Annotated in this window: 18 protein-coding genes; 3 read left to right on the top strand and 15 right to left on the bottom strand. The window is 66.8% G+C overall.

Going from position 1 to position 18,399, the window contains the following annotated elements; all coding sequences use genetic code 11:
* Position 1: 1 nt before the first annotated feature.
* Positions 2–925 (bottom strand): esterase/lipase family protein, encoded by a 924-nt coding sequence (locus tag AC1DFU_RS13960; RefSeq protein WP_092290091.1) that lies wholly within the window; start codon positions 923–925, stop codon positions 2–4.
* Positions 926–1,411: 486 nt separating this feature from the next.
* On the opposite strand from AC1DFU_RS13960, the gene rpsU reads away from it, so the two are divergent.
* Positions 1,412–1,624, top strand: a complete 213-nt coding sequence (gene rpsU / locus AC1DFU_RS13955) for a 30S ribosomal protein S21 (protein ID WP_029044331.1) — start codon at positions 1,412–1,414, stop codon at positions 1,622–1,624.
* Positions 1,625–1,687: 63 nt separating this feature from the next.
* Here the strand turns inward: rpsU and AC1DFU_RS13950 are convergent, their stop codons facing one another.
* A complete protein-coding gene (locus AC1DFU_RS13950) occupies positions 1,688–2,305 on the bottom strand; it encodes a LysE family translocator (RefSeq protein WP_092290093.1) in 618 nt (205 codons plus the stop codon).
* Between the two features lie 38 nt (positions 2,306–2,343).
* A complete protein-coding gene (locus AC1DFU_RS13945) occupies positions 2,344–2,874 on the bottom strand; it encodes a PaaI family thioesterase (protein WP_092290095.1) in 531 nt (176 codons plus the stop codon).
* 127 nt (positions 2,875–3,001) lie between these two features.
* Here AC1DFU_RS13945 and nodI point away from each other — a divergent pair, with 127 nt between their 5' ends.
* The gene (gene nodI / locus AC1DFU_RS13940; RefSeq protein ID WP_369823373.1) at positions 3,002–3,895 is read left to right on the top strand and encodes a nodulation factor ABC transporter ATP-binding protein NodI; all 894 of its coding nucleotides are present in this window, start codon (positions 3,002–3,004) and stop codon (positions 3,893–3,895) included.
* A gap of 1 nt (position 3,896) precedes the next feature.
* Positions 3,897–4,751, top strand: a complete 855-nt coding sequence (locus tag AC1DFU_RS13935; protein WP_092290099.1) for an ABC transporter permease — start codon at positions 3,897–3,899, stop codon at positions 4,749–4,751.
* Positions 4,752–4,807: 56 nt separating this feature from the next.
* On the opposite strand, the gene AC1DFU_RS13930 is transcribed toward AC1DFU_RS13935, so the two are convergent.
* The 12 genes from AC1DFU_RS13930 to AC1DFU_RS13875 form a co-directional block, all read right to left on the bottom strand.
* Positions 4,808–6,016: an O-succinylhomoserine sulfhydrylase gene (locus tag AC1DFU_RS13930; RefSeq protein ID WP_092290101.1), complete on the bottom strand. Its 1,209-nt coding sequence runs from the start codon at positions 6,014–6,016 to the stop codon at positions 4,808–4,810.
* 24 nt (positions 6,017–6,040) lie between these two features.
* Complete coding sequence (gene purF / locus AC1DFU_RS13925; protein WP_092290103.1) at positions 6,041–7,570, bottom strand: amidophosphoribosyltransferase; 1,530 nt, start codon at positions 7,568–7,570, stop codon at positions 6,041–6,043.
* A gap of 85 nt (positions 7,571–7,655) precedes the next feature.
* Positions 7,656–8,153 carry a CvpA family protein gene (locus AC1DFU_RS13920; RefSeq protein WP_092290105.1) on the bottom strand — a complete coding sequence of 166 codons (498 nt, stop codon included), beginning with the start codon at positions 8,151–8,153 and terminating at the stop codon, positions 7,656–7,658.
* 47 nt (positions 8,154–8,200) lie between these two features.
* Positions 8,201–8,944 (bottom strand): SPOR domain-containing protein, encoded by a 744-nt coding sequence (locus tag AC1DFU_RS13915; RefSeq protein WP_092290107.1) that lies wholly within the window; start codon positions 8,942–8,944, stop codon positions 8,201–8,203.
* Between the two features lie 50 nt (positions 8,945–8,994).
* A complete protein-coding gene (gene folC / locus AC1DFU_RS13910; protein WP_441590538.1) occupies positions 8,995–10,305 on the bottom strand; it encodes a bifunctional tetrahydrofolate synthase/dihydrofolate synthase in 1,311 nt (436 codons plus the stop codon).
* 84 nt (positions 10,306–10,389) lie between these two features.
* Complete coding sequence (accD, locus tag AC1DFU_RS13905) at positions 10,390–11,262, bottom strand: acetyl-CoA carboxylase, carboxyltransferase subunit beta (RefSeq protein ID WP_092290111.1); 873 nt, start codon at positions 11,260–11,262, stop codon at positions 10,390–10,392.
* 193 nt (positions 11,263–11,455) lie between these two features.
* The gene (trpA, locus tag AC1DFU_RS13900; RefSeq protein ID WP_092290113.1) at positions 11,456–12,253 is read right to left on the bottom strand and encodes a tryptophan synthase subunit alpha; all 798 of its coding nucleotides are present in this window, start codon (positions 12,251–12,253) and stop codon (positions 11,456–11,458) included.
* 8 nt (positions 12,254–12,261) lie between these two features.
* Positions 12,262–13,146: a DNA-methyltransferase gene (locus AC1DFU_RS13895; RefSeq protein WP_092290121.1), complete on the bottom strand. Its 885-nt coding sequence runs from the start codon at positions 13,144–13,146 to the stop codon at positions 12,262–12,264.
* Complete coding sequence (gene trpB, locus AC1DFU_RS13890) at positions 13,146–14,339, bottom strand: tryptophan synthase subunit beta (protein WP_441590539.1); 1,194 nt, start codon at positions 14,337–14,339, stop codon at positions 13,146–13,148. The genes AC1DFU_RS13895 and trpB overlap by 1 nt, the downstream gene beginning before the upstream one ends.
* A gap of 102 nt (positions 14,340–14,441) precedes the next feature.
* The gene (locus tag AC1DFU_RS13885) at positions 14,442–15,188 is read right to left on the bottom strand and encodes a phosphoribosylanthranilate isomerase (RefSeq protein ID WP_441590540.1); all 747 of its coding nucleotides are present in this window, start codon (positions 15,186–15,188) and stop codon (positions 14,442–14,444) included.
* Complete coding sequence (gene truA / locus AC1DFU_RS13880; RefSeq protein WP_441590541.1) at positions 15,175–15,996, bottom strand: tRNA pseudouridine(38-40) synthase TruA; 822 nt, start codon at positions 15,994–15,996, stop codon at positions 15,175–15,177. The genes AC1DFU_RS13885 and truA overlap by 14 nt, the downstream gene beginning before the upstream one ends.
* A 132-nt stretch (positions 15,997–16,128) precedes the next feature.
* Positions 16,129–18,399 (bottom strand): motility hub landmark protein FimV (locus AC1DFU_RS13875; protein ID WP_477159862.1); only part of this gene is annotated, 2,271 nt, incomplete at its 5' end.

Below are 18,399 nucleotides of genomic sequence, written 5' to 3'. Positions count from 1 at the left end.
ATTACAGCCCTGCTTGCTGCAGCCGGTTGGCGTGCTGGCGATAGATGGTGATCGGATTGGTCTCGAACACGTTGCTCAGCCCTGCCAACTGGTTGATCTCGTCGAGGTGGTTGAGGTGATAGGCCTTGATGAACTGGCCGAGGTGCATGCTGCAGGTCGGGATCGCGCCGTCACTCGTCTCGGTGTTCGCCGCGTTGAGGGCGATCAGTGCGGCGTCGCTGGCATCCGCGCCGTTGGTCACCACGCGGTCCCCACCCCACGAGTAGTAGCGCACCCCGTTGGCGACGGGCGCGCCGGTGCCGCAGTATGTGCTGGGAAGCCCACCCGGGAACTGGGCGTTGAGCGCGCTCATGCCGGGCGTCGACAGGGAGGCCAGCGCCGCTGCCGAACTCTGTGGCTGGCCGCCACCCGACAGCAGGTCGATCAAGGTGCCGACAGCCGTCGTGACGCTGTTCACCACGGACTGGCTGAAATTGCCGAGGCCATTGGCGGCGTCGGCGAACGGCACCCCCCAGTTCGGCGCGCCGACCGCCGTGACCGACGCCACCAGATCGGGGCGCACGCCGGCCACATAGCGGGAGGTCGGCCCGCCATGGCTGTGGCCGATCAGGTTGACCTTCTCGGCGCCCGTCGCGGCCAGGATCTGCTGGATCTGCTCGAGCGCCTGCTCGCCGCGCGTCTCGGTGCTGTTGACCGCCGACACCTGCAAGACATACACGTCGGCGCCATCGGCCTCCAGCGCCAGCGGAATGCCGTAGAAGTAGCTGTAGAAGCCGGCGAGGCTGTCCCAGCCGCCCCAGCCGTGGATCAGGACAATCGGATACTTGGTCGTGGTGTAGCCGGCATGTGCCGGGCTGGACACCGTGAACAGGCACCCGAGTATGCCCAGCGCGCATGCGCTCTGACGCAGCAACTTGCGAATCATGGCCCTTCTCCTCGTCTTGTTGTGGTTAGCGAGAATCCATGAAAGCACAGCGGCAGCCTTCGCCTGCCCCCTCGCGGCGGGTGGACTGGAGGTGGCCGGGGCCCCTCCATCGGCGCCATCCATCCCACATTCGCACGTCCTATCGGGCACTTTTCCACGCATTTTTCGCGGATATGCGGCCCGTGCGCGCCTTGATCTTGACTCCGGGCTCGTATACCTGTAAAAGCTTACCGGCGTATCATTTGCGCAATATCCAAGGAAACAGGTATCTCGCCAAGTTTTTTACTACGTAGGAAAATTTGGCCCTTCACCCCTGACACTGGCAGTCCGGACCCCGGTCCAAGCTTGCAGGTTCGACGGGGGCGCACCTCGGCATTCGCCGCAGCGTGCAATACCACCGTCGCAGAAGGCTCCGGAGCCCCACAGCGACGACGTTTCCCCCTCGTATGAACCCGCCGCCCCGCGGCATTCCCTCAAAGGACTGAGTTGACTAAGATCGTTCTGAAGCCGGGTGAACCCGTTGAAGTTGCAATGCGTCGTTTCCGTCGCGCCATTCTGCAGACTGGCCTGATCGTGGAACTGAAGAGCCGTACCGCCTACGAAAAGCCGACGACCGAGCGCAAGCGCAAGAAGAAGGCTGCCGAGTCGCGTCTGCGTAAGCGTCTGCGCATGCAAATGCTGCCGAAGAAGCTCTACTGATTCGCGCATTGCATAAAAAACCGCCAGCATGCTGGCGGTTTTTTTTCGTCCCAATTCAACCCATCAAGTGCGCGTGGCGATCAGCGCGCCGGCCCCGATCAGGGTGATGCCGCCGGCACGTTGCACATTGGCCTGCGCACGGCGCGTGGTCAGTCGGGTGGCCAGGGAGCGCGCCAGCAGCGCGTAGACCATGGCGTTGGCGCTGGCCAGCACCACGAAGGTCGGGATCAGCACCGCAGCCTGCGGCCAGAACGCCTGATGCGCGTCCAGGAACTGCGGCACGAATGCCACGAAAAACACGATGCTCTTCGGGTTCAGCGCCGTCACCAGCCACGCCTTGGCGAAACGCTGCCCCGCGCTGCCTGCCTGCGCCGGCACGTCGAGCGCGCTGGCACGGCTGGCCGAGCGCAACGCCTGCACACCCAGATAGACCAGATAGGCCGCCCCGGCCCACTTCAGCGCCGTGAACAGCGTGGCCGAAGCCGCCAGCACCGCGCCCAGTCCGGCCATCGACAGGGTGAAAGCCGTCAGATCCCCCGCCGCTACCCCGGCCACCGTGGCAAACGCGCTGCGGCCTCGGTGGGCGAGTGCATCGCCAATCACAAGCAAGATCGTCGGCCCCGGAATAACCAGCAGCACCAGGCTCGTCAGCGCGAACGCCAGCCAGTGTTCAAACGTCATGATGTTCTCCTTGTTGTTGGATCTGCGTCGCGCCCCGCTCAGACCGGCAGCGGAAATACCAGGCACGTGGTGGTGGCGTAGGCGTAGAGCTTGCCCTGCGCGTCCGTGAGCCGCCCTTCGGCAATGCCGATCTGGTTGGTCAGGCTCACGACGTTGCCCTCCGCGCGCACGGGGCCGGTGCTGCTGGTCAGCGGGCGCACGTAGTTCACCTTGAGTTCCAGCGTCGTATAGCCCTTCCCGGCCGGCAACATGCTGTGTACGGCACATCCCACGCAGGAATCGAGCAGCGTGGCCGCGTAGCCGCCATGCACGGTGCCGAGTGGATTGTAGTGCTCCGGCCCCGGCGTGCCCTGGAACACCACGCGGCCCGCCTCGAACGCCACCGGCACAAAGCCGACCAGATTGCCGATGGGGATGCCCGGCAGCTTGCCAGACAGGATATCGTCGAAAAACTCCGCCCCGGAGCGCGCGCGCAGCTGGTCGCGCGTAATCAGCCCCACCGGTGCCAGTTGTGCCCGAACACGCTCCTCGTCGGCCTGCCACTGGGCCAGCACTTCTTCCACACTCATCTTGTCTCCCCTGTCATCGCGGAGGATTGGCCCCGCACTCCGGAACGATACCCGCAAACCGGCATAATGGCGGGATCGCACTCACCGGGCCTTCGCCTTGACTGCTGCTACCCCTCCCATCCTGCAGATGCGCAACGTGCGCAAGCTGTATGGCGACACGGTCGTCGTCGACAACCTCGACCTCGAAGTCCAGCGCGGCCAGTGTTTCGGCCTGCTCGGCCCCAATGGCGCCGGCAAGACCACCACGCTGCGCATGCTGCTGGGCCTCACCACGCCGGCCTCCGGCACGCTCATGCTGTGCGGGGAGCCGATTCCGCAGCGGGCGCCACAGGCGCGCATGCGCGTGGGGGTGGTGCCGCAGTTCGACAACCTCGACCCGGATTTTTCCGTGATCGAGAACCTGCGCATCTTCGGGCGCTATTTCGGCCTGTCATCGGCCGAGATTGCACGGCGCGTGCCGATGCTGCTGGAGTTCGCGCGGCTGGAGAACCGGGCCGACGCGCAGGTACGCGACCTCTCCGGCGGCATGCGCCGCCGCCTGACCGTGGCGCGGGCACTGATCAACGATCCGGACCTGCTGGTCATGGATGAGCCCACCACCGGCCTGGACCCGCAGGCGCGCCACCTGATCTGGGAGCGATTGAAGTCGCTGATCGCGGCGGGCAAGACCATCCTGCTGACCACGCACTTCATGGAAGAGGCCGAGCGCCTTTGCAATCACCTTTGCGTGATCGACGGTGGCCGCAAGATTGCCGAAGGCAAGCCCCACGAACTGATCGACCGGGAAATCGGCTGCGATGTGGTGGAGGTCTACGGCGACGAACTGGAGCCGCTGCGCCAACGCGTGACGCCGCTAGCCGAACGGACGGAGATGCGGGGCGAGACGCTGTTCTGCTACGTGCGCGAACCGGGCCCACTGCTGGCCGCGCTGCACGGGAATGGCAGCGTGCGCTACCTGCACCGGCCGGCCAACCTTGAGGACGTGTTCCTCAAGCTGACCGGCCGCGACATGAGAGACTGAAATGAGCGAACAGGACCCCCGCACGCCCGACGTGGCGGCCACCGTGCCACGCCCCGCGCCGCCACCCCGCCAGCACTATCCCCAACCGCTGCTGCCACGCAATGCGCGCAACTGGATGATGGTCTGGTATCGCAACTACATGGTGTGGAAGAAGCTCGCCATTCCGTCGATGATCGGCAACCTGGCCGACCCGATGATCTACCTGTTCGGCCTCGGCCTGGGGCTGGGCCTGCTGGTCGGGGAGGTGCACGGGGTGTCGTATATCGCCTTCCTGGCGGCGGGCACCACGGCGTCAAGCGTGATGATGTCGGCGAGCTTCGAGTCGATGTATTCCGCGTTCTCCCGCATGCACGTGCAGCGCACGTGGGAGGCCATCATGCATGCCCCGCTGACGTTGGGCGACGTGGTGCTGGGCGAGATCCTCTGGGCGGCCAGCAAGGCCGTGCTGTCCGGCGTGGCGATCATGCTGGTGGCGGGCGCGCTCGGCTACGCGCAGTTCCCGGGCGCGCTGGCGGCGCTGCCGGTGATCGTGCTGGCGGGCATCGCCTTCGCGAGTCTGGCGATGATCGTCACGGCACTGGCGCCGAGCTACGACTTCTTCATGTTCTACCAGACGCTGGTGATGACGCCGATGCTGCTGCTCTCGGGCGTGTTCTTCCCGTTGGAGCAATTGCCGGCCGGCGCCCAGGCCGCGACGCAGGTCTTGCCGCTGGCCCACGCGGTGGCGCTGATTCGCCCCCTGATGCTGGGTCGTCCGGTGGAACATGGGGGATTGCACCTGGCCGTGCTGGCGGTGTACGCCGTGGCCGCGCTGCTGGTGGCGCTGGTGCTGCTGCGGCGCAGGATGCTGCGCTGAGGGGTACGCCCTCTCCCGGCACCGGGAGAGGGGTTAAAACGATACGACTTACTGGCTTACTGGCCGAGCCCGCGCAGCAGGTCGGCCTTCAGGTCGACCACCGATTCCAGTCCCACGGACAAGCGGATCAGCCCTTCGGTGATGCCCGCCGCCGCCTTCGCTTCCGGCGCCACGCGGCCGTGCGTGGTGGTGTACGGATGCGTGATGGTCGTGCGCGTGTCGCCGAGGTTGCCCGTGATCGAGCACACCTTCGTGCTGTCGATCACTCGCCAGGCATTGGCGCGCTGCTGCTCGGGCGTGGCGCCCTTCAGCTCGAACGAGACGATCGCCCCGCCGCCGCTCTGCTGGCGCATGGCGATGTCGTACTGCGGGTGGGACTTCAGCGCCGGGTGGTACACCTTGGCCACGGCCGGGTGCGACTCCAGGAACTCGGCCACCGCCAACGCGCTCTGCGAATGCCGCTCCATGCGGATGGCCAGCGTCTCCATGCCCTTGAGCATCACCCACGCATTGAACGCGGACAGCGTCGGGCCGGCCGTGCGCACGAACGGGAAGAGCTTGCCCATGATGTAGTCGTGCTTGCCGACCACCGCGCCGCCCAGCACCCGCCCCTGGCCGTCGATGTGCTTGGTGGCCGAGTGCACCACCACGTCCGCGCCGAACTTGATCGGCTGCTGCAGCGCCGGCGAGCAGAAGCAGTTGTCTACCACGAACAGCGCGCCCGCATTGTGGGCGATGTCGGCAATCGCCGCGATGTCCGAGACCTCGGTCAGCGGATTCGACGGCGTTTCCAGGAAGAACAGCTTCGTATTCGGGCGCACGGCGGCGCGCCACGCGGACAGGTCGCCCGTGTCCACGTAGGTCGTCTCCACGCCGAACTTGGCCAGGATCGTGTTGAACAGCGTCATGGTCGAGCCGAAGATCGACCGCGAGCTGACCAGATGGTCACCCGATTGCAGCGACGCCAGCGCCACGGAGAGGATCGCGCTCATGCCCGATGCCGTGGCCATGCACGCCTCGCCGCCCTCCAGCGCCGCCAGCCGCGACTGGAACATCGACACCGTGGGGTTGGTGAAGCGCGAGTACGTGTAGCCCTCTTCCGAGTTGGCAAACCGCTCGGCCGCCTCTGCGGCGCTGTGGAAGCAGAAGCTCGAGGTCAGGTACATCGCCTCGGAGTGCTCCATGAACTCGCTGCTGCGCAGCGTGCCGGCGCGCACGCCGAGGGTATCGATGCCGAGGGACTCTGGTTGGAACGGTTCGCTCATGCTGCTGGCTGTCTTCTGATCGGATTAATCGTGGTTGCCCGAGCGCTGCAGATGCAGTTGCGAGCGCTCCGTGTCGGCATTGGTGCCGTCGCGGTCAGCCTGGCTGCGCGCCGTCTCCAGGCGCACCAGGTATTCCTCGTCGATATCGCCGGTGATGTAGCGGCCATCGAAGCACGAGGCGTCGAAGTCGCGCAGCGCCGGATTGATGTCGCGCACGGCCTGCTTCATCGCTTCCACGTCCTGGTACACGAGCTTGTCGGCGCCGATCATCTGCGCCACTTCCTCGTCGGTGCGGCCGTGGGCCACCAGTTCGCTGCGCGTGGGCATGTCGATGCCGTACACGTTCGGGTACTTCACCGGCGGCGCGGCCGAGGCGAAGATCACCTTGTTGGCGCCAGCGTCGCGGGCCATCTGGACGATTTCGAGCGAGGTGGTGCCGCGCACGATGGAATCGTCGACGATCAGCACGTTCTTGCCCTTGAACTCCACGCCCATGGCGTTGAGCTTCTGGCGTACCGACTTCTTGCGCACGGCCTGGCCCGGCATGATGAAGGTGCGGCCAACGTAGCGGTTCTTGAAGAAGCCCTCGCGGTAATCCACGCCGAGCGAGTTGGCCACCTGCATGGCGGCCGGGCGGCTCGAGTCGGGAATCGGCATGACCACGTCGATGTCGCCGGAGGACACTTCGCGGCGGATCTTCTCGGCCAGGTAGTCACCCATGCGCAGGCGCGCGTCGTAGACGGGCACGCCATCGATGCACGAATCCGGGCGGGCCAGGTACACGTACTCGAAGATACAGGGCGTCAGCACCGGGTTCTCGGCGCACTGCTTGCTGTAGAACTTGCCGTCCATGTCGATGAAGATGGCCTCACCGGGCGCCACGTCGCGCTCCATGCGATAACCCATGCCTTCCAGCGCCACGGATTCCGACGCGATCAGGTATTCCTTGCCCGTCGGGGTGTCGACGCTGCCGATGCAGAGCGGGCGGATGCCGAACGGGTCGCGCACAGCCAGCAGGCCGTAGCCGGCGATCTGGGCGGTAATCGCATAGGCACCCTTCACGCGGCGATGCATGCCGGAGACGGCCTTGAAGATCGCCTCGGGGTCCAGGGACAGGCCGTCGCTGCCGCGCTGGAGTTCGTCGGCCAGCACGTTCAGCAGCACTTCGGTGTCCGAATGCGTGTTGATGTGGCGACGGTCGCGGCGGAACATCTCCTCGCGCAGCTGTTCCGAGTTGGTCAGGTTGCCGTTGTGGGCCAGGATGATGCCGTACGGCGCGCTCACGTAGAACGGCTGGGCTTCTTCCTCGCTCGAGGCGGAGCCGGCCGTCGGGTAGCGCACCTGGCCGATGCCGGACGTGCCCGGCAGGCCGCGCATGTTGCGGGTGCGGAACACATCGCGCACGAGGCCGTTGGCCTTGTGCATGTGGAAGGTGCTGCCGTTGGCCGTGGCGATGCCAGCTGCATCCTGTCCGCGGTGTTGCAACAGCAGCAGGCTGTCATAGATCAATTGGTTGACAGGGCTGGTGGAAACCACGCCGACGATACCGCACATGCCGCACTCCCAGGAAAGGCAACTTTGATTCAGGGGCGCGGTCCCGGCTGCAATCCGGTAGGAGGCGTCGGGACCCGCGTTGACTTCAGGTCTTTACATACTTGGCCAGGTCCGGCGGCAGCCATTGCCGCAACTCGTCCATGGCCTGCATCACATAGGGGCGCGACACCGCGTCGCGCCAGAATTGTTCTTCCGGCAGCTTGGTGAGCCCGGCCAGCACCACGACCAGCATCACGATCAGCACGCCGCGCGCGAGGCCGAATACCAGCCCCAGGCCGCGATCCGCGGGCTTCAGGCCCGTGGTTTCCAGCAACTGGCCGAGGATGGCGCCGGCCAGTGCCGACACGATCCAGGTACCCAGAAACACTGCGAGGAAGCCCAGCGCACTGCGCGTGAGCTGCCCGCCGGGCAGCGTTTCCGGCATCCACTGGGCTGCCATCGCGCCGAAGTGGTAGGCCAGCAGGAAGGCCACCACCCAGCCCACCAGGGCCAGCACCTCGCGGACCAGCCCGCGCAGGATGCCGATCAGGCCCGAGGCCACGAGGATGAAGGCAACGCCGTAATCGAAAAAAGTAAAAGCCATGCGTCTGGCGCTTGTTCCTGGCAGATGACCCGTCAGATGGGGGCGATTTACAGTTCCACCACCTTGGAGGTCAGGCCCACGGCCTTGACCTTCTTGTCGGCCGCATCGGCGGCGTCACGATCGGTGAACGGGCCGGCGCGCAGCAGGATCCGCTCGCCGTCGGCAAGCGTCTTTTTCTCCACATAGGCCGGCACCTTGCTCGCCTTGAGCTTGGCCAGCCAGTTCTTCGCACGCTCTTCGGACGAGAACGCGCCAATCAGGATCATGAACTTGCCGCTGCCGGTGGCCTTGTCAGCCGGCTTGTCGGCGGGCTTGGTCTCGGCGACCTTGGTATCGGGCCTGGCTTCTGGCTTGGCATCGGCACGCGGCTTGTCGGCCGCGGCTGGCGCGCTGACGAGTTCCTCGCCGGCGTCCAGCGCGGCGTCATTGCGCGTGGCGGACGGCGTGGGTGGCAGCGGATCGGCCTTGCGCGCCTCCACCTTCGGCTTCTGCGTAGCGCCCTGCCCGTTGGCTACCTTGACCGCCACGTCCTCCGATACCGGACGGGGCTTGTGTTCGAAGACGATAGGCAGCACGATGACCGCCGCCACGAGCAGTACCACGGCGCCAATCAGGCGGCGCCGCGCGCGTTGCTTCTGCGGGAAGTCGGGGTCGAGGGTGTCGTCGGCGTATTCCTCGTTCAACCGGCGCGACGCGCCGACGCCAGCGCCCACATCCGCGCGCGTACGACGACCGCGCTCCGGTGCCGGATCAGAGCCCTTGCGGGACGAGAACAGCGAAAGCAGGCCCATGGATGCCGATGCCTAGAGAGTGATTCGGTGCGATGTCATTCCGGCGGCGATCAATTCGCCTGCGTGGCGCGATACGCGAGCACGCCGGCCACCGTATAGAACGACCCGAAGACCAGGATTCTATCATTCTCGGTCGCTCTCTCGATGGCATCGCGATACGCCAATTCCGGACTGGAGAAGCACGCGGCCGTATTGTCCGGGCCCTCGCGGAAGCCGCCTGCCTCAAGCTGCTCGCGCAGGTCCGCCGCGCTGGCGGCGCGGTCGGTGGGCAGGTCGCAGAAGCACCAGTGGTCCACCTTGTCCGCCACGTGGCTTAGTACGCCGGCAATGTCCTTGTCTGCCATCGCCCCGAACACCGCGTAGGTGTAGCGAAAGAAGCCCATGTTCTCGAGGTTCTGACCCAGCGTGGCGGCTGCATGTGGATTGTGCGCCACATCGAGAATCACCGCCGGACGGCCCGGCATCACCTGGAACCGGCCCGGCAATTCGACGAAGGCGAGCCCGTTACGCACCTCCTGCGCGCTCACCGGCAGGCGCGGACGCATGGCCTGCAGCGCCGCGAGCGCCGCCGAGGAGTTCAGCAGTTGGTTGGCGCCGCGCAGCGCCGGGTAGCCCAGGCCGTTCAGCTTGCGGTCCGGACCAATCCAGTCCCATTGCTGCCGTTCCTGCCCCTTGGCCGCCTGATGGTGGAAATCGCGGCCCACGAGCCACAATTCCGCGCCGATGGCTTCCGCATGGTCGATCAGCGATTTCGGCGGCATCGGGTCGCCGCAGATCGCCGGCACGTTCGGGCGGAAGATGCCCGCCTTCTCGAAGCCGATTTTCTCGCGCGTGTCGCCGAGGTACTGGGTATGGTCGATGTCCACGCTGGTGATGACCGCGCAGTCCGTATCGATCACATTCACCGCGTCCAGCCGTCCGCCGAGGCCCACTTCGAGGATGATGGCGTCGAGCCCGGCCGCCGCGAAGGCGTGGATGATGGCCAGCGTGGTGAATTCGAAATAGGTCAGGCTGACCGGATCGGCAAAGCTCGTGCGGGCGCGCTCGACGGCTTCGAAGTGCGGCAGCAGCTGCGCGTCCGTGGCCATCTCCCCGTTGATGCGCGCGCGCTCGTTGAACGTGATCAGGTGCGGCGAGGTATGCATGCCGACCTTGTAGCCGGCCTCGAGCAGGATGCACTCGAGCATCGCGCACGTCGAACCCTTGCCGTTGGTGCCGCCCACGGTGAAGACCACCGCGTCGATGCGCAGGCCCAGCGCTTCCTTGACGCGCGTGATGCGGGTCAGGCCCATGTCGATGCCCACGGGGTGGGCGCTTTCCAGATGGGTCAGCCAGTCGGGGAGATTGTGGAAGATGGGCATGGGAAAACCAGATTCAAAACTGGAAAAACAAAATGGCGCGGGTGGGGGCACCCGCGCCATTGTCCTGCATTCACACGAATCGCGTCAGGCTACCGCGTCCGCCGGTTGCTTCTGCAGCAGCGCCAGCAGTTGCGCCAGCTCGGCGCGCAGCTTGCGACGGTCGACGATCATGTCGATCGCGCCCTTCTGCAGCAGGAACTCGGCACGCTGGAAGCCTTCCGGCAGCTTCTCGCGCACGGTCTGCTCGATCACGCGCGGGCCGGCAAAGCCGATCAGCGCCTTGGGTTCGGCAATCACCACGTCGCCCAGGAAGGCGAAGCTGGCCGAGACGCCGCCCATGGTCGGGTCCGTCAGCACGCTGATGAACGGCAGCTTGGCGTTGGCCAGCTGGTTCAGCATGGCCGTGGTCTTGGCCATCTGCATCAGCGACAGCAGGCTTTCCTGCATGCGCGCGCCGCCCGTGGCGGTAATGCAGATAAACGGCACCTTCTGCTCGAGCGCCGCCTGCGCGCCGCGCGCGAAGCGCTCGCCCACCACGGAGCCCATCGAACCGCCCATGAACTCGAACTCGAAGCAGCTCACCACCACCGGAATGGTGTGGATGGCACCGCCGATGACGACCATCGCATCGGTCTCGCCAGTCTCTTCCATGGCGGCCTTGATGCGGTCCGGGTACTTCTTGGTGTCCTTGAACTTCAGCGCGTCCACCGGCACGATTTCCTGGCCGATTTCATAGCGGCCTTCGGCGTCCAGCAGCGCGTCCAGCCGCTCGCGCGAGCGGATGCGCATATGGTGGTCGCACTTCGGGCAGACGTGCAGATTGGCCTCGACGTCGGTCCGGTACAGCGTGGACTCGCACGCCGGGCACTTGACCCACAGCCCTTCCGGAATGCCCTTGCGGGTGGAGGGGTCGGTCTGTTGAATCTTGGGAGGCAGGAGTTTATCCAACCAGCTCATGAAAGCTCCTTACGGATAGCCGCCGCCCGCGCGCCAGCCTGCATGCGCAGGCGCTGACGGTGAGACGGCAGGGAATCAGGCCGCGAATTTACCATGCCGGGCCGGTCTGGCCGAAGCAAATCGCATCGATTGTGATACATCGATCACAATCAAGCCATGTCGATGTCGGCATGGCGTCACGTTTTGCCGCGGCTCAGGCGTCCAGGGCCTCGCGGATTTCGGCGATGAAGTCGCGCAGCGCGGTCACTGCCTGGTCGCGCGGGGCGTCTTCCAGCAGTTGCACCAGACGGCTGCCGATCACCACGGCGTCCGCCACGCTGCCGATGGCGCGCGCGGTCTGGGCATCGCGGATGCCGAAGCCCACGCCCACCGGCAGGTTGGCGTGGCGCTTGATCAGTGGCAGGCGGCTCGCCACGCTTTCCAGGTCGATCGTGGCCGAGCCGGTCACGCCCTTCAGCGACACGTAATAAAGATAGCCGCTGGCGACCTTCGCCACCGCCTCGATGCGCGCATCGGTGGAGGTCGGGGCGAGCAGGAAGATGGGATCCATCTCATTGGCGCGCATCAGGGCGGCAAACGCCTCGCACTCCTCGGGCGGATAGTCGACCACGAGCACGCCGTCCACGCCAGCCGCGCGGGCGGCCTTGGCGAAGGCCTCGTCGCCCATCCGCTCGATCGGGTTGGCGTAGCCCATCAGCACGACGGGCGTGCTGGCGTCGGTTTTTCGGAATTCTGCGACCCAGGCGAGCACCTGCGTCAGCGTCACGCCCTGCGCGAGCGCCCGCTCGGATGCGCGCTGGATCACCGGGCCGTCGGCCATCGGGTCCGAGAACGGCACGCCGAGTTCGATCACATCGGCGCCACCGGCCACCAACGCGTGCATCAGGTCCACGGTCAGGCCGGGCGCCGGATCCCCGGCGGTGATGAACGGAATCAGGCCCTTCTTCTGCTGCGCGGCCAAGGCCGCGAAAGTCTTCTGGATGCGGGACATGTCAGGAATTAGATAAGGCGTTGGACGGCGGCATCGGCTTCCGCGGCATCGTCATTGGCGGCGGGTACTGCGGGTTGAACCGGATCCGGCACGGCGGGCGTGACCAGGGGGATCGCCGCCTCCACCCGCTGGCGCACCAGTTGCGCGTACTCAGGATTCATCTCATAGCCGACGAAGCGCCGGCCATGGCGCACGCAGGCCACGGCGGTGGTGCCGCTGCCCGTGAACGGATCGAGCACGAGCCCGCCCGGCGGGCAGCTCGCCAGCACCATCCGCTCCACGATCTCGAGCGGCTTCTGGGTCGGATGGTCGGCGCGCTCGGGGTCCTGGCGATGGATGCGGGACACGCTCCACAGGTCCTTCGGGTTGTATCCCACCTCGAGCCACTTCTTGCCCTCGAAGCGCGGCCGGCTGCGCGCCTTCTTGGTCTCGGCGTCGTACGGAATCCGTACCGGGTCGAGGTCGAAGTAGTAGTCGCGCTGGCGGGCGAAGAAGCCGATGTTGTCATGCACCGACGAATACTTGCGCGTGGTGCCTCCCATGCTCGGCACGCGGCGGTCCCAGATGATCTCGTTGATCATGGTCAACCGTTGCTTGAGCATCACGAACAGCTCGGGCGAGTACTGCCACGTGCAGAACAGGTAGAGCGAGCCGCGCGGCGCGATTTTCGGCACGATGGCGTCCATCCACCGCTCGGACCATTCCAGGTAGGCTTGGCCCGAGAGGCGGTCGGAATCGTTGCCGTAGTCCTTGCCCAGCCCATAGGGCGGGTCAGCCACGACGAGATCGATGGAGCCGTCGGGGATCTTGGAGATCCCTTCCAGCACGTCTTCCTGATAGAGCCGCAACGCGGAGGAGTCCAGCAGGTCGGATTCGGGAGGCAGCACTTGCATCAGAGCTTCAGCCCCGCACGTTCGGCCACGGTGTGCATGTCCTTGTCGCCCCGTCCGGAGAGGTTCACCAGCAGTAGCTTGTCCTTCGGCAGCGTCGGCGCCAGCTTGCAGGCGTAGGCGATGGCATGGCTCGACTCCAGCGCCGGGATGATGCCCTCGATGCGGCAGCAGTCATGGAAGGCCTTGAGCGCCTCGTCGTCGGTAATCGGCACGTACTGCGCGCGGCCGATGTCCTTGAGCCACGCGTGCTCGGGACCCACGCCCGGGTAGTCCAGGCCGGCCGAGACCGAATGGGTCTCGATGATCTGGCCGTTGGCGTCCTGCAGCAGGTAGGTGCGGTTGCCGTGCAGCACGCCCGGCGAGCCGCCGGTCAGCGACGCCGCGTGGCGGCCCGTCTCCAGGCCGTCGCCGGCGGCTTCCACGCCGATCAGCTGCACATCGGGATAGTCGATATACGGATAGAAGATGCCCATCGCATTGGAGCCACCTCCCACGCACGCGATGACCGCGTCTGGCTGGCGGCCGGCCAACTCGGGCATCTGCACCTTGGCTTCCTCGCCGATCACGCACTGGAAGTCACGCACCATCATCGGGTACGGGTGCGGGCCCGCCACGGTACCGATGATGTAGAACGTGGATTCCACGTTGGTCACCCAGTCGCGCATCGCTTCATTGAGCGCGTCCTTGAGCGTGCGCGAGCCGGACTCCACGGGCACGACGGTGGCACCGAGCAGCTTCATGCGGTAGACGTTGGCGGCCTGACGCTGCACGTCCTCGGCCCCCATGTAGACCACGCATTCCATGCCGAAGCGCGCGGCGATCGTCGCCGTGGCCACGCCGTGCATGCCGGCGCCGGTTTCGGCAATCACGCGCTTCTTGCCCATCTTGCGGGCCAGAATCGCCTGACCAATCACATTGTTGATCTTGTGCGCGCCGGTGTGGTTCAGGTCTTCGCGCTTGAGGAAGATCTGGGCCCCGCCGAGCGTCTCGCTCCAGCGCTGCGCATGGTAGATCGGCGACGGGCGGCCGACGAAGTGCTTCAGCTCGCGCCGGTATTCGGCGTCGAACGCGGGATCGTTCTGGGATTGCGCATAGGCTTCGCGCAGCTCGTCCAGCGCGTGAACCAGCGTTTCGGAAACGAAGGTGCCGCCATAGGGGCCGAAATGGCCACGGAAATCGGGCAAGTCGTACATGTCCAGGCTCTCAGGATGGCGCACCGGCCCGGTTCGGGCAGGGGCGCTGAAATTCGGGGATGCGGCCGGCAGGCGGCGGGAACGGGTCCGGGAGGCCCCGGGTCACCCTGCTTCCGCCATGCGCACGGCACGCACGAACGCGGCAATGCGGGCGTGGTCCTTCACGCCCTTCGACGCCTCCACGCCGCTGCTCACATCCACGGCATAGGGGCGCACGCGCTCAATCGCGCCAGCGACGTTTTGCGCGTTCAACCCACCACTCAAAACGATGCGAGGAGCGCCGTTTGCGTTCGGGCTGCCCTTGGGGGGCACGGAGGGTGCCGGCTGCGAGGTGGAAACCAGCGCCGGATCGGTCGGAAGCCATTGGCCGGGAATCAGGGTCCAGTCGAAGACGTGGCCGCCACCGCCATAGCCTTCCACGAAGGCATCGAGCAACAGGCCGGCGGCGTCACGGTATTGATCGGCGAATTCTACCAAATCGAGCCCCGGACGAACACGGGCCGCACGCATGAAGGGCAGCCGGCAGCGCCGGGCGATCTCCGCGCACTGCTCGGGGGTCTCGTCACCGTGGAACTGAAGTAGCGTCAACGGCACCCGCTGCGCCACGTGGGCCACTTCCTCGGCATCGGCATTGACGAACAGGCCAACCACCGAGACGAACGGCGCGACTCGCTCGGCCAGTGCCGCCGCGCGCGCCACGTCCACATAGCGCGGGCTGCCGGCGTAGCAGACCAGGCCGATGGCGTCGGCGCCGGCATCCACGGCGGCGCGTACGTCGTCCTCGCGGGTCAGGCCGCAGATCTTGACGCGGGTGCGGCCGGGCATCTGGCTGAAATCAGGCGCCGTCATCGGTAAAGACTCCGTGGAAAAAGCTCGCGGACGGGTCCGCGGCGGGCAGCCGGTACGGCTCAGGATACTTCACGCCGGCCAGGTAGAGGCCATCGGGCATGAAGGTGGGCGCAGCCAGGCGGCGGTCGCGGCCGGCCAGCACTTCGGCCATCCAGCTCACCGGATAGCGGCCCCGCCCTACCGCTACGAGGGAACCCATCAGGTTGCGCACCATGTGGTGCAGGAAGGCGCTGGCGCGGAAGCGCAGGAAGACCCAGTTGCCGTCGGCCTTCAGGGTCACGTCGTACATCGTCTTGATGGGCGACTTGGCCTGGCATTCGGCGGCGCGGAAGGCCGAGAAATCGTGCTCGCCCAGCAGGCAGCTCGCGGCGGCGCGCATGGCGTCCACGTCGAGCTGCTGGCCCGGCGGGAGCATCAGGTAGCCGGCGCGGCCATGCAGCATTGGCACGCGGTGCGGGCCGGTGTAGAGCGCGTAGTAATACTTGCGCTCGAACGCCAGGAAGCGCGCGTGGAAGCCCTCGTCCACCGGCTCGGCCCATTGCAGGGCGACCGACGGCGGCAGGAAGGCGTTGATGCCGCGCACCCAGGAAAACTTGTCGCGCGAGAGTTCGGTATCGAGATGAATCACCTGCCCGAGCGCATGCACGCCGGCATCGGTACGCCCCGCCACCGTGGTCAGCAGGCGAGTCCCGGCAAAACGCTCGATGGCGTCTTCCAGATGGTTCTGCACGGTATTGCGGTGCGGTTGCGCCTGCCAGCCCGAGAAGGCCGACCCGTCGTACTGAAGCCCGATGGCGATGCGATTCATGGATCCCAAAAGAAAATGCGCCGGAAGGGACGCTTCCGGCGCATCGCTTCGGGCCGCAACGGCGTGGCGCCGTGCAAGCCCTCCATCATACCGGCCTTTGCAGGCCGTTTTCCGACGCGTGACCGCTACCGGTCAGGCCACCTCGCGCAGCAGCGTGCGCGCTTCGGCCTGGAGCGGGTCTTGCGACTGATCCACCACTTCCTGGAGTAGTTCGCGGGCCCCTTCCTTGTCGCCGATCTCGATGTAGGCACGGGCCAGGTCGAGCTTGATCTGCATGTCGCGGCCGCCGTCCATGCCGTTGGCGGACAGGGTGCTGGCGGACACGCCGTGGGTGGTGTCACCACCGCCCTCGGACGTCACGCGGCTCAGGTCGATCGGCTCGGCCAGACGGCCGTTCTGCAGCATCGTCGGCGCCGGGAGCGGCACCGAGTCGGCCAGCGGGTCGTTGCCCGCCGACTTGCCGGCGCTGCCGGGGTTCAGGTCGAGCGAGATGCCCGACATGTCGAACTCCAGCGGACGCGAACGCGTCGGGGTATCGAGCGCCGGCACCWCGGCCAGGTGGCGGCTTTCCAGGTCAGCCGGCATGTCGAGGCCGGTGTCGTGGCTTTCGTCGAGTACGTCATCCAGACGTGCCACCGGTTCCGCTTGGAATTCGTTACCGAATACCAGCGAGGCCGACTCCGGTGCCACGATGGGCTCCCCCGGCGCGGGCGCCGGGAAGGCGTCGAGCGGCAGCGCCAGATCCGCCATGGCGGGCTCGCGCGGCGGTTGCTCGAGGTTGTGCGCGGGGTCCTGCGTGCGCCATTGGTCCGCGACCGGCGTGGTGGTATCCACTTCGGCCGTGGCGTCCGGCGCTACCGACAAATACAAGGCATTGCTCGGGTCCAGCTTGCGACCCATTTCGGCGGCCTGCAGCCAGTCCGCGCCTTGCCCGCCCGTCTGGGCGAACATTTCTTCTGCAATCACTCGGAAACCTTCCACATCCTGGCGAGTGTTGTAAATCTCCAGCAGCTTCAGGCGAATGGCCTGACGCTCCGGGCTCTGTTGCAGCGCTTCGCGCAGGATTTCTTCGGCCTGCACGTCGCGCCCGTAGGCAATATACACCTCCGCCTCGGCGATCGGGTCCACCTCGGTAGCTTCCGGCGAGTTGTTGCCGATCCGGAAATCGGCGCCGAACACGCTGTGCTGCGAGGTATCCACGCTCTGGCCGCCGGCGGTGCCGAACAGCGAATGGCCACCGGCCATCACCGTGCTTTCCTGCGACAGGATGCTGTCGCCGAAGCCGCCGTTGTCAGCGGTCTTCTGCTTCTGGCGGCGACGATAGACGGCATAGCCGCCCAGCAGCGCGACCAGCAGGCCGGCGCCCGGCAGCAGCATCGGGTTGCCCAGCAGTTCGTCCAGGAACGAGGGTTCCGGTACCGGTGCGGGCTGCACGCGCGGCGCGGGCTTCTTCACGGCCACAGGGGCGGAAGCGGCGGCGGCCGGGGCGGGTGCGGCGGCGTCTGCCTGCGGCGCCGAAGCGGCGGCCGTTGCAGCCACAGCGGCTGCGGCCGGCGCGGCGGCATCGGCTGCGGAGGCCGGTGCAGCTGCCGTGGCGGCCGGAGCCGGCGTCGGCGTGGCCGTGCTCGTCGCGGCAGTCGCCGTGTCAGCGGGCTTGGCCGGCTCGGCGGGCACCACGGTCGGCGCGGTGCTGGCCGCCGGCGTGGCCGGCGCAGCAGCCTGGGCCGGAGCCGCCTTGGCCTGGTTCAGCTTGGCGATCTCGGCATTCTTCAGCTCCATCAGGCGCTGCATGTCCGTGACGTTCTTCTCGAGCTGGGCCAGCTTCGACTCGGCGTCCTTCAGCTTGCGCTGCGAGGCCACTTCGGCTTCGGCCTGGGCTTGCGCCTTGGCCTGCGCGGCGCGGTCTGCCTTGCTCAGCTTCAGTTCGTCGCGCGGACCGGCGGCGGGCACCGTGGTGTCCTGCACGCGCGCCGTCACGTTGCCGGACTGCTCACGCCCCGAGCCCGCTTCCACGGACTTCGCGGCAGCGGCGGCGGCCAGACGGCTGCGGTAGCTGTCGAAGCCCTGCGTGCGCGCCACGACCTCGCGGCGAGCTTCGCGCGGGCTCACGGACTGCGCCTGCTGGGCGCTCGGCACCTTCAACACCGCGCCGGACTTGATCCGGTTGATGTTGCCGCCGATGAATGCATTCGGATTATTCCGATACAGCGCGAGCAGCATCTGCTCGAGCGACACGTCCTGGCCCTGCGCGGCATCGCCGGCAATGCTGGACAGCGTGTCGCCGCGCTGGATCGTGTATGGCTCGCCGGCGGCAGCGCCGTCGGTCGATGCGGGGGCCGCCGGGGCGGCGGCGCGGCGCGGCTGGCGCGGGGCCGGAGCCGGGCGAGCGGCCTCCGACCCGAC

This window comes from Cupriavidus sp. 10L45, assembly GCF_056395225.1.
Note: the sequence above shows the minus strand (reverse complement) of the source record. Positions and strands in the feature narration are given on the sequence as shown.

Bases quoted from the DNA above. Each gene is read 5' to 3' on its own strand.
- AC1DFU_RS13930 (WP_092290101.1), bottom strand. From the start codon at position 6,016: ATGAGCGAACCGTTCCAACCAGAGTCCCTCGGCATCGATACCCTCGGC.
- accD (WP_092290111.1), bottom strand. From the start codon at position 11,262: ATGAGCTGGTTGGATAAACTCCTGCCTCCCAAGATTCAACAGACCGAC.
- AC1DFU_RS13895 (WP_092290121.1), bottom strand. From the start codon at position 13,146: ATGCAAGTGCTGCCTCCCGAATCCGACCTGCTGGACTCCTCCGCGTTG.
- AC1DFU_RS13945 (WP_092290095.1), bottom strand. From the start codon at position 2,874: ATGAGTGTGGAAGAAGTGCTGGCCCAGTGGCAGGCCGACGAGGAGCGT.
- AC1DFU_RS13950 (WP_092290093.1), bottom strand. From the start codon at position 2,305: ATGACGTTTGAACACTGGCTGGCGTTCGCGCTGACGAGCCTGGTGCTG.
- AC1DFU_RS13915 (WP_092290107.1), bottom strand. From the start codon at position 8,944: ATGGGCCTGCTTTCGCTGTTCTCGTCCCGCAAGGGCTCTGATCCGGCA.
- trpB (WP_441590539.1), bottom strand. From the start codon at position 14,339: ATGTACGACTTGCCCGATTTCCGTGGCCATTTCGGCCCCTATGGCGGC.
- truA (WP_441590541.1), bottom strand. From the start codon at position 15,996: ATGAATCGCATCGCCATCGGGCTTCAGTACGACGGGTCGGCCTTCTCG.
- purF (WP_092290103.1), bottom strand. From the start codon at position 7,570: ATGTGCGGTATCGTCGGCGTGGTTTCCACCAGCCCTGTCAACCAATTG.
- AC1DFU_RS13920 (WP_092290105.1), bottom strand. From the start codon at position 8,153: ATGGCTTTTACTTTTTTCGATTACGGCGTTGCCTTCATCCTCGTGGCC.
- AC1DFU_RS13960 (WP_092290091.1), bottom strand. From the start codon at position 925: ATGATTCGCAAGTTGCTGCGTCAGAGCGCATGCGCGCTGGGCATACTC.
- folC (WP_441590538.1), bottom strand. From the start codon at position 10,305: ATGCCCATCTTCCACAATCTCCCCGACTGGCTGACCCATCTGGAAAGC.
- AC1DFU_RS13935 (WP_092290099.1), top strand. From the start codon at position 3,897: ATGAGCGAACAGGACCCCCGCACGCCCGACGTGGCGGCCACCGTGCCA.
- AC1DFU_RS13885 (WP_441590540.1), bottom strand. From the start codon at position 15,188: ATGACGGCGCCTGATTTCAGCCAGATGCCCGGCCGCACCCGCGTCAAG.
- nodI (WP_369823373.1), top strand. From the start codon at position 3,002: ATGCGCAACGTGCGCAAGCTGTATGGCGACACGGTCGTCGTCGACAAC.
- trpA (WP_092290113.1), bottom strand. From the start codon at position 12,253: ATGTCCCGCATCCAGAAGACTTTCGCGGCCTTGGCCGCGCAGCAGAAG.